This window comes from Paracoccus isoporae (genome assembly GCF_900101865.1).
Taxonomy (GTDB): Bacteria; Pseudomonadota; Alphaproteobacteria; order Rhodobacterales; family Rhodobacteraceae; genus Paracoccus; species Paracoccus isoporae.
The window spans coordinates 44,745-59,145 of the sequence record NZ_FNAH01000008.1 but is presented as its reverse complement, the minus strand read 5'-3'; the positions used below and the strand labels follow the sequence as shown (position 1 = coordinate 59,145).

12 protein-coding genes and 1 pseudogene are annotated in these 14,401 nt (G+C 64.8%); 4 read left to right on the top strand and 9 right to left on the bottom strand.

The window, feature by feature from the left end; translation table 11 throughout:
* Positions 1-104 precede the first annotated feature (104 nt).
* Entirely contained in the window at positions 105-2,993 is a 2,889-nt protein-coding gene (gene uvrA / locus BLT73_RS12635; RefSeq protein WP_090524529.1) for an excinuclease ABC subunit UvrA, read from the bottom strand.
* Between the two features lie 98 nt (positions 2,994-3,091).
* Here uvrA and BLT73_RS12630 point away from each other — a divergent pair, with 98 nt between their 5' ends.
* A complete protein-coding gene (locus tag BLT73_RS12630; RefSeq protein WP_090524314.1) occupies positions 3,092-3,442 on the top strand; it encodes a GFA family protein in 351 nt (116 codons plus the stop codon).
* A gap of 94 nt (positions 3,443-3,536) precedes the next feature.
* Here the strand turns inward: BLT73_RS12630 and lpdA are convergent, their stop codons facing one another.
* The 5 genes and pseudogenes from lpdA to map all read right to left on the bottom strand — a co-directional run bounded on the left by lpdA (position 3,537) and on the right by map (position 9,285).
* On the bottom strand, positions 3,537-4,928 hold the full coding sequence (gene lpdA, locus BLT73_RS12625; RefSeq protein WP_090524312.1) for a dihydrolipoyl dehydrogenase: 1,392 nt from the start codon (positions 4,926-4,928) through the stop codon (positions 3,537-3,539).
* A gap of 40 nt (positions 4,929-4,968) precedes the next feature.
* Positions 4,969-5,541, bottom strand: coding sequence for a DUF924 family protein (locus BLT73_RS12620; RefSeq protein ID WP_090524311.1), 573 nt, complete (start codon positions 5,539-5,541; stop codon positions 4,969-4,971).
* Between the two features lie 313 nt (positions 5,542-5,854).
* Positions 5,855-7,102 (bottom strand): annotated as a pseudogene (locus BLT73_RS12615) (MFS transporter); the annotation flags it as partial.
* Positions 7,099-8,157 carry a tRNA preQ1(34) S-adenosylmethionine ribosyltransferase-isomerase QueA gene (queA, locus tag BLT73_RS12610; RefSeq protein ID WP_090524309.1) on the bottom strand — a complete coding sequence of 353 codons (1,059 nt, stop codon included), beginning with the start codon at positions 8,155-8,157 and terminating at the stop codon, positions 7,099-7,101. The pseudogene BLT73_RS12615 and the gene queA, both read right to left, overlap by 4 nt.
* A 324-nt stretch (positions 8,158-8,481) precedes the next feature.
* Positions 8,482-9,285, bottom strand: coding sequence for a type I methionyl aminopeptidase (gene map, locus BLT73_RS12605; protein WP_176805082.1), 804 nt, complete (start codon positions 9,283-9,285; stop codon positions 8,482-8,484).
* A 95-nt stretch (positions 9,286-9,380) separates the two neighbouring features.
* Between map and BLT73_RS12600 the strand changes: the two genes are divergently transcribed.
* Positions 9,381-10,121, top strand: a complete 741-nt coding sequence (locus BLT73_RS12600) for a competence/damage-inducible protein A (protein ID WP_090524306.1) — start codon at positions 9,381-9,383, stop codon at positions 10,119-10,121.
* The gene (locus BLT73_RS12595) at positions 10,118-10,831 is read left to right on the top strand and encodes a GNAT family N-acetyltransferase (protein ID WP_245727325.1); all 714 of its coding nucleotides are present in this window, start codon (positions 10,118-10,120) and stop codon (positions 10,829-10,831) included. Before BLT73_RS12600 ends, BLT73_RS12595 begins: the two co-directional genes overlap by 4 nt.
* An 11-nt stretch (positions 10,832-10,842) precedes the next feature.
* On the opposite strand, the gene BLT73_RS12590 is transcribed toward BLT73_RS12595, so the two are convergent.
* Together BLT73_RS12590 and BLT73_RS12585 are read right to left on the bottom strand one after the other, a co-directional pair.
* Entirely contained in the window at positions 10,843-11,220 is a 378-nt protein-coding gene (locus BLT73_RS12590; RefSeq protein WP_090524304.1) for a hypothetical protein, read from the bottom strand.
* 71 nt (positions 11,221-11,291) lie between these two features.
* Entirely contained in the window at positions 11,292-12,077 is a 786-nt protein-coding gene (locus tag BLT73_RS12585) for a DUF6478 family protein (RefSeq protein WP_090524303.1), read from the bottom strand.
* 166 nt (positions 12,078-12,243) lie between these two features.
* Between BLT73_RS12585 and BLT73_RS12580 the strand changes: the two genes are divergently transcribed.
* Positions 12,244-12,837: a CAP domain-containing protein gene (locus BLT73_RS12580; RefSeq protein WP_245727324.1), complete on the top strand. Its 594-nt coding sequence runs from the start codon at positions 12,244-12,246 to the stop codon at positions 12,835-12,837.
* Between the two features lie 37 nt (positions 12,838-12,874).
* Here the strand turns inward: BLT73_RS12580 and cls are convergent, their stop codons facing one another.
* A complete protein-coding gene (gene cls, locus BLT73_RS12575) occupies positions 12,875-14,305 on the bottom strand; it encodes a cardiolipin synthase (protein ID WP_090524301.1) in 1,431 nt (476 codons plus the stop codon).
* Between the last annotated feature and the right edge of the window lie 96 nt (positions 14,306-14,401).

Genomic DNA, 14,401 nt, shown 5'->3' with positions numbered 1-14,401 from the left:
TCTTCCGGCGATGGACAACGCCACGGTATCGGGATGAAAGCAAGCGAAGCAGCGCAAAGTTCCCATAGTTTTGAACGAAATGCACCGCGCGGGCCGCGTTCGTGTCACTTTTGCCGCACCGCCTTCGCCTTTGGCGGCGCGGGCAGCATCGGCTCAAGATAGCGCCCGGTATGGCTTTCCGCCACCCCGGCGACCTCCTCCGGCGTGCCGGTGGCCGTGATCCTGCCGCCGCCATCACCGCCTTCAGGGCCGATATCGATGATCCAGTCGGCGGTCTTTATCACGTCGAGGTTGTGTTCGATCACCACCACCGTATTGCCCTGCTCGACCAGGTGATGCAGCACTTCCAGAAGCTTGCGCACATCCTCGAAATGCAGACCCGTCGTCGGTTCATCGAGGATATACAGCGTCTTGCCCGTAGAGGCGCGGCTGAGTTCCTTGGCCAGCTTGACCCGCTGCGCCTCGCCGCCTGACAGCGTCGTGGCCTGCTGGCCGACCTTCACATAGCCCAGCCCCACCTGCATCAGCGCATCCATCTTGCGCCTTATCGAGGGCACCGCCTTGAAGAACTCCTGCGCCTCTTCGATGGTCATGGCCAGCACATCGGCAATGGATTTGCCCTTGAACAGCACTTCGAGCGTTTCGCGGTTATAACGCTTGCCGTGGCAGGTTTCGCATTCGACATAGACATCGGGCAGGAAATGCATCTCGATCTTGATGACGCCGTCGCCCTGACAGGCCTCGCAGCGCCCGCCCTTGACGTTGAAACTGAACCGGCCGGGCTTGTAGCCGCGGGCCTTCGATTCCGGCAGATTGGCGAACCAGTCGCGGATATGGTCGTAAGCGCCGGTATAGGTGGCCGGGTTTGATCGCGGGGTGCGGCCAATGGGGCGTTGGTCGATGTCGATGACCTTGTCGAGGTTTTCCAGACCCTTGATCGTCTCGCAGGGTGCCGGCGCCTGACGCGCGCCGTTCAGCCGCTGCGAGGCGGTTTTGAACAGGGTCTCAATCGTCAGCGTGGACTTGCCGCCGCCTGACACGCCGGTGACGCAAACGAATTTGCCGAGCGGGAATTCGGCGGTGACGTTCTTGAGATTGTTGCCGGTCGCGCCCACGACGGTCACCGACTTGCCGGTCCCCTTGCGTCGTTCCTGCGGCACCGCGATCTCACGGATGCCCGCCAGATACTGCCCGGTCAGGCTGGCCGTGTCGGCGGCGATTTCATCGGGCGTGCCCTTGGCCACCACCCCGCCGCCATGCACACCCGCGCCCGGACCCATGTCGAACACGTAATCGGCATTGCGGATCGCGTCCTCGTCATGCTCGACCACGATCACCGAGTTGCCCTGATCACGCAGCCCTTTCAGTGTGGTGATCAGCCGGTCATTGTCGCGCTGATGCAGCCCGATAGAGGGCTCATCCAGCACATAGAGCACCCCGGTCAGCCCCGATCCGATCTGGCTGGCCAGCCGGATCCGCTGGCTTTCCCCGCCCGACAGCGTCCCCGCCGCCCGGCTGAGCGTCAGATAATCCAGACCGACATTGACCAAAAACCCCAGCCTCTCGCGGATCTCCTTGAGGATCGCGGTGGCAATTTCATTCTTCTGCTTGCCCAGATGGTTCGGCGCATCGGTGATCCAGTCGAGCGCCTCGCGAATGGATTTCTCCACCACCTGCCCGACATGTTGATTGGCGATTTTTACCGACAGCGCCTCGGGACGCAGGCGGTAGCCCTGACAGGCCGCGCAATGGCGGTTGTTCTGATACCGCTCCATCTCTTCGCGGACCCAGTTCGAATCGCTCTCGCGCAGGCGGCGCTGCATATTGGGGATGACGCCCTCGAATTGCCGCGTCACCTCATAGATGCGGCCGGCATCGTCAAAGCGGAATTTGATTTCCTCCTTGCCGGAGCCATAGAGGAACAGCTTGCGGATATTCTCCGGCAGGTCGCGCCATGCGGTTTTCTTGTCAAAGCCGTAATGTCGGGCGAGCGCGTTGATCGTTTGTGTCAGATAGGCGGATTTCGACTTGGCCCAGGGCGCGATCGCTCCGCCCGCGACAGACAATGCCTGATCCGGCACGACGAGATGTTCGTCAAAGAACAGCTCCACCCCCAGACCATCGCATTCGGGGCAAGCGCCCATCGGCGCGTTGAAGGAAAACAGTCGCGGCTCGATCTCCGGCAGGGTGAAGCCGCTGACCGGGCAGGCGAAGTTTTCGCTGAAGGTGATACGCTCCGGTTCGCCCGCGTTATCTTCGCCCCCGGACCCACCCGGGGCCGTTTCCAGGATGGCAATGCCGCTGGCCAGATCGAGCGCGGTGCGCAGCGAATCGGCCAGCCGGGTCTCCATCCCCTCGCGCACAACCAGCCGGTCGACCACCACGTCGATATTATGGCGGTATTTCTTGTCGAGCTCCGGCGGGGTGTCGATTTCGTAGAAATCGCCATCGACCTTGACGCGCTGAAACCCCTGTTTGCGAAGCTCCAGAAACTCCTTCTTATATTCCCCCTTCCGGTCGCGGACGATGGGGGCCAGCAGATAGCCGCGCGTCCCCTCCGCCATCGCCATGATGCGGTCAACCATATCCTGCACCTGCTGCGCCTCGATGGGCAGGCCGGTCGCCGGGCTGTAGGGGGTGCCGACACGGGCGAAGAGCAGGCGGAGATAGTCGTAGATTTCGGTGACGGTGCCGACGGTCGAGCGGGGGTTTTTCGACGTGGTCTTCTGCTCGATACTGATCGCCGGGCTGAGGCCGCTGATATGGTCCACATCCGGCTTGCCCGCCATGTCGAGGAACTGCCGCGCATAGGCCGACAGGCTTTCGACATAGCGCCGCTGCCCCTCTGCATATATCGTATCGAAGGCCAGCGAGGACTTCCCCGACCCCGACAGCCCGGTGATCACCACGAGCTGGTCGCGCGGAATATCCATATCCACGTCTTTAAGGTTGTGCTCGCGCGCGCCGCGAATTTCGATGAACTTCTGTTCCATGGATCTGTCCCGCCGCTTCGGCCACCGCGCCATCAGATAATCATGGAGTCGGAAAGCACAAGTTGCTAGAACATTAACAGAACACATGGAGGAGTGGAATGGCGGTTCAACATTACAGCGGAAGCTGCCAATGCGGTGCCATCGCGTTCGAGCTGGATGCCGATTTGGATCAGGTGAATGCGTGCAATTGCTCGCGCTGCCGTCGGCTCGGCTGGGTGCTGAGCTTTGTCCCGGCGGAGCTGGTCCGTTTCACCAAGGACGGGCCGACGACCGAATATCTGTTCAATCAGCACGCGATTTCGCATCGCTTCTGCCCGACCTGCGGAATCGAACCCTATGCGGTGGGCGAGAAGGACGGGCAGACAATCTATGCCATCAATGTGAACTGCCTTGACGGGGTGGATGCGCGCAGCCTGTCGCCCAAGCTGATGGACGGCGCTAGCTATTGAGCCGGCCCGTCGGATGAGCGGTTCCGGGTGAGGGGCGCTGCCCCTCGCCGCTTTCGCGGCTCACCCCGGGGTATTGGCGTGAAGAAGAAGCGCCTCAGAAATGGATGGCGCGACCGTAAGCCGACAGCACCGATTCGTGCATCATCTCGGACAGGGTCGGGTGCGGGAAGACGGATTCCATCAGCTCGGCCTCGGTGGTTTCCAGCGTCTTGCCGACGACATAGCCCTGGATCAGCTCGGTCACCTCGGCGCCGACCATATGAGCACCCAGAAGCTCTCCGGTCTTGGCATCGAACACGGTCTTGATCATCCCCTCCGGCTCGCCGAGCGCGATGGCCTTGCCATTGCCGATGAAGGGGAACTTGCCGACCTTGACCTTGTAGCCGGCCTCCTTCGCCTTCGCCTCGGTCAGCCCGACCGAGGCCACTTGCGGGTTGCAATAGGTGCAGCCGGGGATGGAGTTCGGCTTGATCGGATGGGCATTCTGACCGGCGATCAGTTCGGCCACCATCGTGCCTTCATGGCTGGCCTTATGGGCGAGCCAGGGCGCGCCGGCCACGTCACCGATGGCGTAAAGCCCGTCCACGCCGGTGCGGCAATATTCATCGGTCACGACATGGGTGCGGTCGATTTTCACGCCCAGTTTTTCCAGCCCGAGATCCTCGACATTGCCGACGATGCCCACGGCGGAAATCACCGTGTCAAACTCCAACTTCTCGGTTTTGCCGCCGGTCTCGATCGAGGCGGTGACCTTGTCGGCCCCGCGTTCCAGCGACTTCACCGTCGCCTTTTCCATGATCTTCATGCCCTGTTTCTCGAACTGCTTCTTGGCGAGGACGCTGATTTCCGCATCCTCGACCGGCAGGACTCGGTCCATCACCTCGACCACCGTGGTCTCGGCGCCGAGCGTGTTGAAGAAGCTGGCGAATTCGATGCCGATGGCACCCGACCCGATGACCAGAAGTTTCTTCGGCATGTGGGGCGGTTTGAGGGCGTGCTTGTAATTCCAGACGCGCTTGCCGTCCGGCTCCAGCCCCGGCAATTCGCGGGCGCGGGCGCCGGTGGCGAGAATGATGTTCTTTGCGGTCAACTCCTCGCTGCCCTTCTCAGTCTTGACGCTGACTTTCCCCGGCGCCGGGATCGTCGCCGTGCCCATGATCACGGTGACCTTGTTCTTTTTCAGCAAATGGCCGACGCCGCTGGTAAGCTGCTTCGCCACGCCGCGCGACCGTGCCACGACCTTGTCCAGATCGTAGTCGAATTTCTCTGCGGAGAGGCCGAAATCCTTGGCCCGCTCCATCAGGTGATAGACCTCGGCAGAGCGCAGCAGCGCCTTGGTCGGGATGCAGCCCCAGTTCAGGCAGATTCCGCCCAGATGTTCGCGTTCCACACATGCGACCTTCAGGCCAAGCTGGGCTGCGCGAATGGCGGCGACATAGCCGCCGGGGCCGGCCCCGATCACGATCACATCGAAATTCTGCGCCATGCGAAACTCCTCGGAAAAAGATAGTTCAGCGTTAAACCAATTACTCGGGGTCAGCAAGCGACAGCCTGCCCTGCACCATCGCGCCATATCCGCCCTGTTCCAGGAACGCGCGTTCCTGAGGCGTCGTTTCCCGTCCCAGCACTTCATTCCGCCAGGGGAAGCGGCCGAAGCGGCGGATCACGTCGCGATGCAGCCTGGCGTGGCGCAGATTGTCGCCCGGCATCCGCTCCTCGAACAGCGCGACGGCGTGGTTCTGATCGCCCATCTCCTCGGAATGCATGAAAGGCATGTAGAAGAACTGCCGTGCCGGTTCGTCGGTCTCCATGTCGAAACCCGCTTCGATGGCTTTCGCGGCGGTGCGCCTGGCCAGCTTGTCGGTGGCGAAGCTGCGTGCGTCGTTGCGGAACATGTTGCGCGGGAACTGGTCGGTCAGGATCAGCGCCGCGAGCGCGCCCTTCGCGGTGCCCGACCATTCGGCAGATAATCTCTCCGCCTCGTCCCAGGCCGGGCGAAAGCGGTCCCGGCAGGCGGCGTCGATCCGGTCGGAGGCATCGTACCAGCCCTTTTCGCCGATCTCGTCCAGCCAGAAGGTGAGCACGTCGTCAGCCGTCATCGCAATCCCTCCATGTCCCGGCCATGGTTGCAGCGCCGCGCGGCAGCCGCAAGCGGGATTTCCGGGCGGGGCGCGATCACGCCTGCGGGTTGGGATCCTCCGCGGAGTCGGTACGATCGGGAACCGAAAGATCGTCGCCGCCCCCGGCGGGATCGGCCGACGCCGATGCGTCATCCCCATCCGGCCCGTCGCCATCCTCGGACAGCGCGGCATAGGTGCTGCCGTAATCCTCTGGCGCGACAGTGGTGTCGTCGCCCTCCTCCGCCTCGCCCATGGGGCCGAATGCCGCCGTGGTGACATCGATGGGCAGTTCCGCCTCCGGCGGATCCTCGCCCTCTGGCGCGGCGTCGAAAGAATATTCGACGGCGACCGGGCTGGCCGACGGTGTGATGACGGCAAAACCGCCGGTCTCGCTGGCCGTGCTCGAATCGCGGCGCATCATGCGCCATCCGGTATATCCGGCGAGAATCGACATCAGCAGGCCGATATAGATCCAGTAGCCATCCGGGCCGATCACCGCCATCAGGCGCCCCACGATCAGCGGGCCGCCCACCGCCCCCAGCCCGTTGAGGAACATCAGCCCGGCCGAGGCGGCGGCCATGTCGTCCGCTTCCAGATGGTCATTCGTATGGGCCAGCAACAGCGCATAGACCGGGTTGGACACCGCCCCCGCAATCGCGGCGGACACGATCAGCCCCCAGACGCCGAAATCGAAGGCCAGCACCATCGAAACTGACAGCACGCCCGCGATCAGCAATTCGAGCACCAGCAGGCGACGGTCCATGCGATCCGAGAGCCAGCCAATGGGGAATTGCGCGATCAGCCCGCCCAGATAGATGGCCGCGACAACGGCGGAAATATCGCGGACCGACAGCCCCTCGATCGTGCCCCAGACCGCGGTCATGCCCAGCAATGCCGAGAATACGCTGCCCATGATGAAGATGCCGATGCAACCCAGCGGCGACACGGAGTAGAGCCGCCCGAAACTCATCCGCTTCAGCGCGCCGAAGGCCGGCGCCGGCTGGACCGACAGCAGGATCGGGGTGAAGGCCAGCGAAACGAGAACCGACGGCAGGATGAACAGCATGTAGCCGCCCGGATCGCCGAAATTCAGAAGCACCTGCGCGCAGACCACACCGATCATCTGCACGATCATGTAGAGCGACATGGCCTGGCCCCGGCTCTCGTTTCCGGTCGAGGCGTTCAGCCAGCTTTCGGCGGTGATATAGACGCCCGAGAAGGAGAATCCGATCAGCAGCCGCAGGAAGGCCCATGCGATCCAGTTCGGATAGGCGGCATAGAGGATCAGCACCGCCGAAATCAGCGAGCCGAGCGCGGCGAAGACCCGGACATGGCCGACCCGCTTGATCATGTCGGGCACGGTCAGGCTGCCGATCAGGAAACCGCCGAAATAGGCCGCCATGACCACGGCCAGCCGGTCGGTCGACATATGTTCGATGCCGCCGCGGATCCCCAGCAACGTGCCCTGCATGCCGTTGCCGACAAGCAGCAGCATCACCCCGAGCAGAAGCGGCCAGGTCGAGCGCAGGACGGTGATCATTCGGGCCTCGGCGGGATCAGGAGCGACGCATCCCCGTAGGAGAAGAATCGGTAGCGGTTGTCTACGGCGTGACGGTAAATTCTTCGTATCCGCTCCTTCCCCATCAGCGCGGAGACCAGCATCAGCAGGGTCGATTTCGGCAGGTGGAAATTGGTCATCAGCGCGTCGGTGACGCGGAACCGATAGCCGGGATAGATAAAGATGTCGGTGTCTGCGTCGAAGGCACGCAGGGTGCCGTCCTCGTCCGCTGCCGATTCGATCAGGCGCAAGGCCGTCGTGCCGACGGGGATCACCCGACCGCCTGCCGCGCGGGTCCGGTTGATCTGCGCGGCGGCGGCGGCGGTCACCTCGCCCCGCTCGGCATGCATCCGGTGCGTGGCCACATCTTCGACCTTCACAGGCAGGAAGGTGCCCGCGCCGACATGCAGCGTGACATAAGCAAACTCCACGCCCCGCGCGCGCAGCGCAGCGAGCAGTTCGTCATCGAAATGCAGGCTTGCCGTCGGCGCGGCGACGGCACCCTTCCGGCGCGCCCAGACCGTCTGGTAATCGGTGCGGTCGTCCTCGTCCGGCGCCCGTTGCGCGGCGATATAGGGCGGCAGCGGCATGGCCCCGACCTGATCGAGCGCGGAATCGAGCGCGTCGCCCTCCGCGTCAAAGCGCAGCAGCAGCTCCGTCTGGCTGATCGACAGGATCTCGGCCGACAGGGCCTCTCCGAACTGGACGATCTCGCCGGGCTTGAGCTTGCGCAGAGGTCGGGCGAGCGCCCGCCACCCCTCTGCCGTCGGCTCCAGCAGGGTGATCTCGACCCTGGCCGTGACTGCGCCCTGGGCCGAGATCCGCGTCCGGCGCCCGGACAGACGGGCCGGAATGACCTTGGTGTCGTTCAGCACCAGAAGATCGCCCGGTTGCAGGATGTTGGGCAGGTCGGAGACGCTGCGATCGGCCAGCATATCGCCATCCGCGAGCAGCAGGCGCGCGGAACTGCGCGGCCGCGCCGGGCGCGTGGCAATCAGCCCCTCGGGCAGGTCGAAATCGAAATCGGACAGCTTCATTTGCGGGCTTCTCTGCCCAAGTCTTGCGCAGGTCAAGTCCCGCCTGCGGCCTGCCGGGAATTTACCGGGCAGCGATACAGGCCAAGCCACGACAGGTCTTTCAGATCAGGGACTTGTCCGCAGCAGCGACAGGGGCTCCGGCGCGGGGCCGGAGCCCCTTCCCCCACGCGCCCCTCAACCACCGCGCGTTCGGATCAGCTCCGGCCTTCTGGCCTTGTCCCTGACTAGCGCGGCTGCTGATTCGCCGCAAACGGCAAGCCCGTCGGATTTGAGCTAAACGCGGTGGGCAAAATCGTCGCCCTGTTCAGGATCGCGCGCCCGGCGTCAGTCCAGATCGGGCAGGAACCGGCCCGACGGGGACAGGGTGAAGATCTCTGCGCCATCCGCAGTGACGCCGATCGAGTGTTCGAACTGGGCCGACAGCGACTTGTCGCGGGTCACCGCTGTCCAGTCATCGGCCAGCACCTTGGTCTCCGGCCGGCCGAGATTGATCATCGGCTCGATGGTGAAGAACATGCCTTCTTCCAGCACCGGGCCTTTGCCGGGCCGGCCGAAATGCAGCACGTTGGGCGGCGCGTGAAAGACGCGGCCCAGCCCGTGACCGCAGAAATCGCGCACGACCGACATACGGTGCCCCTCGGCATATTCCTGGATCGCCCAGCCAATATCGCCGAAGGTCGCACCGGGACGCACCGCGTCGATGCCGCGCATCAGCGCGTCATGGGTGACCTGCATCAGCCGCTTCGCCTTCACCGACGGGCGGCCGGCGACATACATGCGCGACGTGTCACCGAACCAGCCATCCACGATCACCGTCACGTCGATGTTCAGGATGTCGCCGTCGCGCAGCCGCTTCTCGCCGGGGATGCCGTGGCAGACGACATGGTTCACGCTGATGCAACTGGCATGCTGATAGCCGCGATAACCGATCGTCGCAGAGACCGCACCGGCCTGTTCGATCCGGCCCCGGATGAAATCGTCGAGTTCGCCCGTCGTCGCGCCCGGCTGAACCAGCGGGCCGACCTCGTCCAGGATTTCTGCCGCGAGCGCACCCGCCTTGTGCATCCCGGCAAAATCGCCGGGCTGGTGGATGCGGATGCCTTCGCGCGTCACGGAACCGTCATTCATGGGCAAACCTCTTGTTGCCCTGCACATAACCTTGCCACGCTGCTTGTTCCACCCCCGCCGCGCGCGTAAGATTTGCGCGGCAACGGAGGTTTTTCATGCAATCCGACAACAAGACGGCCGCCATTCTGGTCATCGGCGACGAAATCCTGTCCGGCCGCACGCGCGAGGGCAACGCCCATCACCTGGCCGGGGTGCTGAACGCGGTCGGGATCGACCTGAAGGAAATCCGCGTCGTGGCGGATGAAAAGCCGCTCATCATCGAAGCGATCCACGCGCTCGACAGCTCTGTGGGCGGGCGATACGACCTGCTGTTCACCTCCGGCGGGATCGGCCCGACCCATGACGACGTCACCGCCGACGCGGTGGCCGAAGCTTTTGGCGTCGGGATCGAGATGAACGACGAAGCCCTGGCGGCGATGCGCGCGCGGTGGGAGCAGCGCGGTGTGGCGGTGACGGGCAACCGGCTGCGCATGGCCCGCATTCCGCTCGGCGCAGAGCTGATCCCGAACAAGTTCAGCGCCGCGCCCGGTTTCCATATCGGCCAGACCTATGTGATGGCCGGCGTGCCCGAGGTCTTCCGTGCGATGGTGGATGCGGTGCTGCCGACCCTGCCGGTCGGGCGGGCGCCGTTCAGCGAATCGTTGGATCTCGACCGCGGCGAATCGGATGTGGCCGATGACCTGAAGGCGGTGGCGGACAGCTATGCCGATCTCTCGCTCGGCTCCTATCCCTGGCATCGCGACGGCAGCTACGGCACGATGCTGGTCATTCGCGGCCTTGACGGTGCACGGGTCGCGGCGGCGATGGCGGAACTCAAGCAGCGGATCGGTGCGTGATCCAGGACGACGCCCTGCACGACGCGTTCGAGGCGAGCTGGCCCGCCGCGGAATACGCGCAGGCGGGGCCGTTCCGCGTCGGGCGCGGGCTCGGCGGCGGGATGCGGGTCAGTTCCGCCCGAGCCCTGAGCGACGGCTGGACGCAGGACGACATTGACGCAGCGGTGCGAATCCAGACGGGCTGGGACCAGCCACCCGCCTTCCGCGTGCTGGATGGCGATCCCCTTGCCCGCACGCTGTCAGCCGCGGGTTGGCAAGAGATCACCCCGACCCAGATGATGACCGCGCCGCTTGAAAGGCTGACCGACCGCGCCATCCCACCCGTGACCAGCTTCGCCATCTGGCCCCCGCTGGCAATCCAGCGCGAGTTGTGGGTGGAATGCGGGATCGGCGCCGCCCGGCAGGCGGTGATGGCGCGGGTCCGTCTGCCCAAGGCCGCGCTGCTCGGCCGGACAGACGACCGGGCCGGCGGCGTGGGCTTCGTCGCAGCCTGCGGCGATTACGCGGTGCTGCACGCACTCGAAACCCTGCCCGCGCTGCGTCGGCAGGGGCTGGCGGGATGGATGGTCCGGCGCGCGGCGCAATGGGCACTGGATCAGGGCTGCACATCCATGATGCTGGCCGTGACGCGGCAAAACAGCGCCGCGATCGCGCTCTATGACCGGATGGGGTTTGAGGTCGCAGGCGGCTACAGCTACTTCACCCGCTGATCGGGTCCGCGTCAGGGCGCCGAGATCCGCCGGAACTCTTTCTTCAGCATGTCCAGCTCCGCGCGGATCAGGGCCAGTTCCGCGTGCAGATCGATCTCGGCTGCCTGACCGGAGGTGACCGAGATCTCCGCCAGAAGCTCGCAGTCCGGATGCGGGATCTTCCCGTCGCCTGCATTGCCCAGCAGAGAAAAGGTCTGCATGCCATCGGACAGGCTGCTGACCGGCAATGTGGCCTCGATCCGCCATAGGCCGGGTGCATCCTCCGTCACCTCCGCATCGGCAATGATCCGACCGGCCTGGGCCAGCACCACCCGGTTCGGACCCGTCTCGCGGCGCAGCAACCCCGTCCAGCGACCGGATTTCAGGCCGAGCGTCTCAAAATCACTCATGGCATATCCCGCATATGTGACCGTGCGTCATCCTATCCGCGCAACCTAACCGGACGCGAGATAATAAATCATTACAAATTGGCGCGGGGGTGGCGCGACAGGATCAGATCCCGGATCACCACGGCATTCATCACCGGCCTCTCGATGATCAGGTCGAGCCAGATCTTGTCGAGACGCTTCTCGTTCATCCCGGTCATGGCCAGATCGAATTCGGTGACGCCGTTATTCGTCTCGTCGCAGGCCATATCGCCCAGATGGCGGAGCATCTCCTCGGTATTGGGGCCATTGCCGATATTCAGGCGGCCATAGATCTGCACCGGCCGCTCCGTCTCGATCGCGCTTTCCATGCGGATGACGTGGTCGCGGGTCAGCCCGTCCAGGGCCTCTTTGGGCAGATCGATCGACAGCGACAGGAAACTGCCGGTGAAGCCGAGCGCCTCGACGACGATGCAGAAGCGCGGCATCACCGAGGAATCGCCATTATTCACCTGCCGCAGCACCAGCGAGCGGGCGCCGCAATCATGCCAGACCGTGGCATGGGGGTTGAGCTTCGTGCCGGGTGCCGGACCCGCCACGCCGCTCGGCGTCAGCCGGCTGGTCAGAAGCTCCGGCTGCCAGCACCAGTCCGAACCGCCAGGCAGGTTCACGAGATGCTTGTCGCGGCGCGTCTGCTCCATCCGGTTGTCCGACACCATCAGGAAACGGTCGAGACTGGCGCGCATCGCCTGCGCCTCGGCCCGCAAATAGCTCAGCCGCGCCGGGCTCATTCCCGGCACCGCGTCGCACAGGCCGGGCCATTGCGACTGACCGCGTTCCCGGAGCTTGCGGCGCAGCCATCGGGTCGGGTGAACGGCCATGTGTGCTCCTGATCGGCGAGGGTTCCTGAACCCCCCGAATAAAGAAGCAAGACATATCCGACAATACACGTTATAGTTGCTCAACCTCTGGACGATTACCGATAAAACGATTTCAGATCAGCGCGCCCCGCAACCCTGGCGCATGTTTGATACGGGAGATTGGAGAATGCGGCATTTCGCCATGGCGATTTTTCTGGGCGGTGGGCTGAGCCTTGCAGGATGCGGGGCCGGTGACCACGGTGACACACCCGACCTGACCACTCGCGCCTCGACGACATCGCCGCGCCTTCCCTCGGGCATCGTCTACATGAAGGAGCCGCGCGATATTCAGGTGTCCGCCCCCGGCACCGCGCAATGCCATCGCACAACGGCGGCAGACGCGGCCATCGCTCTGGCTGCCACGAATGCCGCGCGCCAGAGCCGCGGCCTGGCCCCCCTGCGCACCAACCCCCGCCTGCAGCGCGCGGCAGAAGCGCATGCCTGCGAGATGGCGCGCAACGGCATGATGACGCATAGAGGTCGCGGCGGCACCGGCCCGTCGGCACGGGTCAAGAAGGCGGGATACGCGCCGCGGATCACCGCCGAAAACATCGCGGCGGGCCATTTCGACGTGGGGCGCGTGCAGAAGGAATGGACGCGCTCTCCCGGCCACCGCGCCAACATCATGATCGGCGGGTTGCAGGATTACGGGATCGGCCGCGCCGTGGCCGAAGATGGCAAGGCGTCCTACTGGGTGGCGATTTACGGCAGTCCGAAATAGGCCAGGCCTCGCGCGGCCTGACGCAGATCCGCGTCGGTCACAGCAAGGGCGTGGCCAGGGCCAGCGTGTTGTTCCTGATCCGCCGCCATGCGGGCCAGGCCTCGACCTCCGCCAGAGAGAGTTCGCGCGCACGCGCCATGTAGCTGTCCTGGCGGTCATCGATCTCTGCGGTGACGTCCGAACCGGCGACGATGAGGTTCATCTCGTAATTCAACTCGAAGCTGCGCCGGTCCAGATTGCCGCTGCCCAGCATGGCGATGCGCCCATCGACTGAGGCGAGCTTCGCATGCAGCAGGCCGGGCTGGAACAGCATCAGCCGGACACCGGCGCGCAGCAAACCGTGATAGAATCCTTCGGATGTCGCGCCCACGAACAGCGAATCATTGCGCTCGGGCAGGATCAGCGTCACCTGCACCCCGCGCCGCGCGCAGGCCTGGATGGCCGCATCCAGCCCGGTGGTTGGCACGTAATAGGGTGTGGTGATCGTCACCCGGTCGCGTGCCGCAGCCAAAAGCGCCATGATGCAATCCGACACGCTGCCCGCCCGCCGGTCCGGCCCGGTGGCGAGCACCTGCGCGATCACGCCGGGGCTGGCCACGGCCGGAACGGTATTCAGCAACTCGTCGCCCAGATCCTTTCCGGTATAGCTCATCCAGTCGGACAGGAACACGCCCTGCATCTGCCTGACTGCCGGGCCTTCAATGGCAAACCACACATCCACCCAGGGCGCAAAGCGCGGCTTGACGGCGAATTCCATGTCCGCCGCATTGCGGCTGCCGGTGAAGCCCGTGCGGTTGTCGATCAGCACGATCTTGCGGTGATTGCGCAGATCGAGCCGCCGGCTGAGCGCCCGCAGCGGCGAGATCCCCGGCGGCATGGCCGCCACCAGGCTGACCCCGGCCTCCGCCATCCGCCGCCACATGGCCGATCCCACAAGCGCGCGTGAGCCGACCGCATCGACGATCGCGCGCACCTCGACACCGCGCGCGGCTGCGCGGATCAGCGCGTCGGCGATGCGGTTGCCGCTGTGATCGTCGAGCCAGATATAGAACAGCACATGGACGTGATGCGCGGCCTCGTCGATCCGCGCGAGCATCGGTTCGATCCCGTCATTCGTCTCGGCGGCAAGGGTCACGCGGTTGCCCGCCACAGGCACCATGCCGCCCACCGCCTGCACGCTGTCGAAGATCCCCCGTGCCCAGTCCGCAGGCTGCTCGACCGCATCGGGGCTTGGTGCCCAGATCCCGCTCAGCCTGGCGCGGATATCGGCGCTGCGCTGCCGTTCGGCCTGCGCGATGCGCACCTCTCCGAACATCAGATAGCCCAGCATCCCCGCCACCGGCACTGCCTCGATCACCATCACCCAGGCCAGCCTGACCGAGGGCTCCATGCGCGGGCGGGTCAGCACGCGCAGCACGAACAGCAGCGCAAGCAAGTAATGGGCGGTCACGAGCAACGGGGTCCACATAGCGGCCCATCAAACCGCGACACCGGCCAAGGTGCAATTGCAATTCGATGCCGCTCGGCCTATCTCTGCCCCGACCCCGGCCTGGAGCAGTCGCAG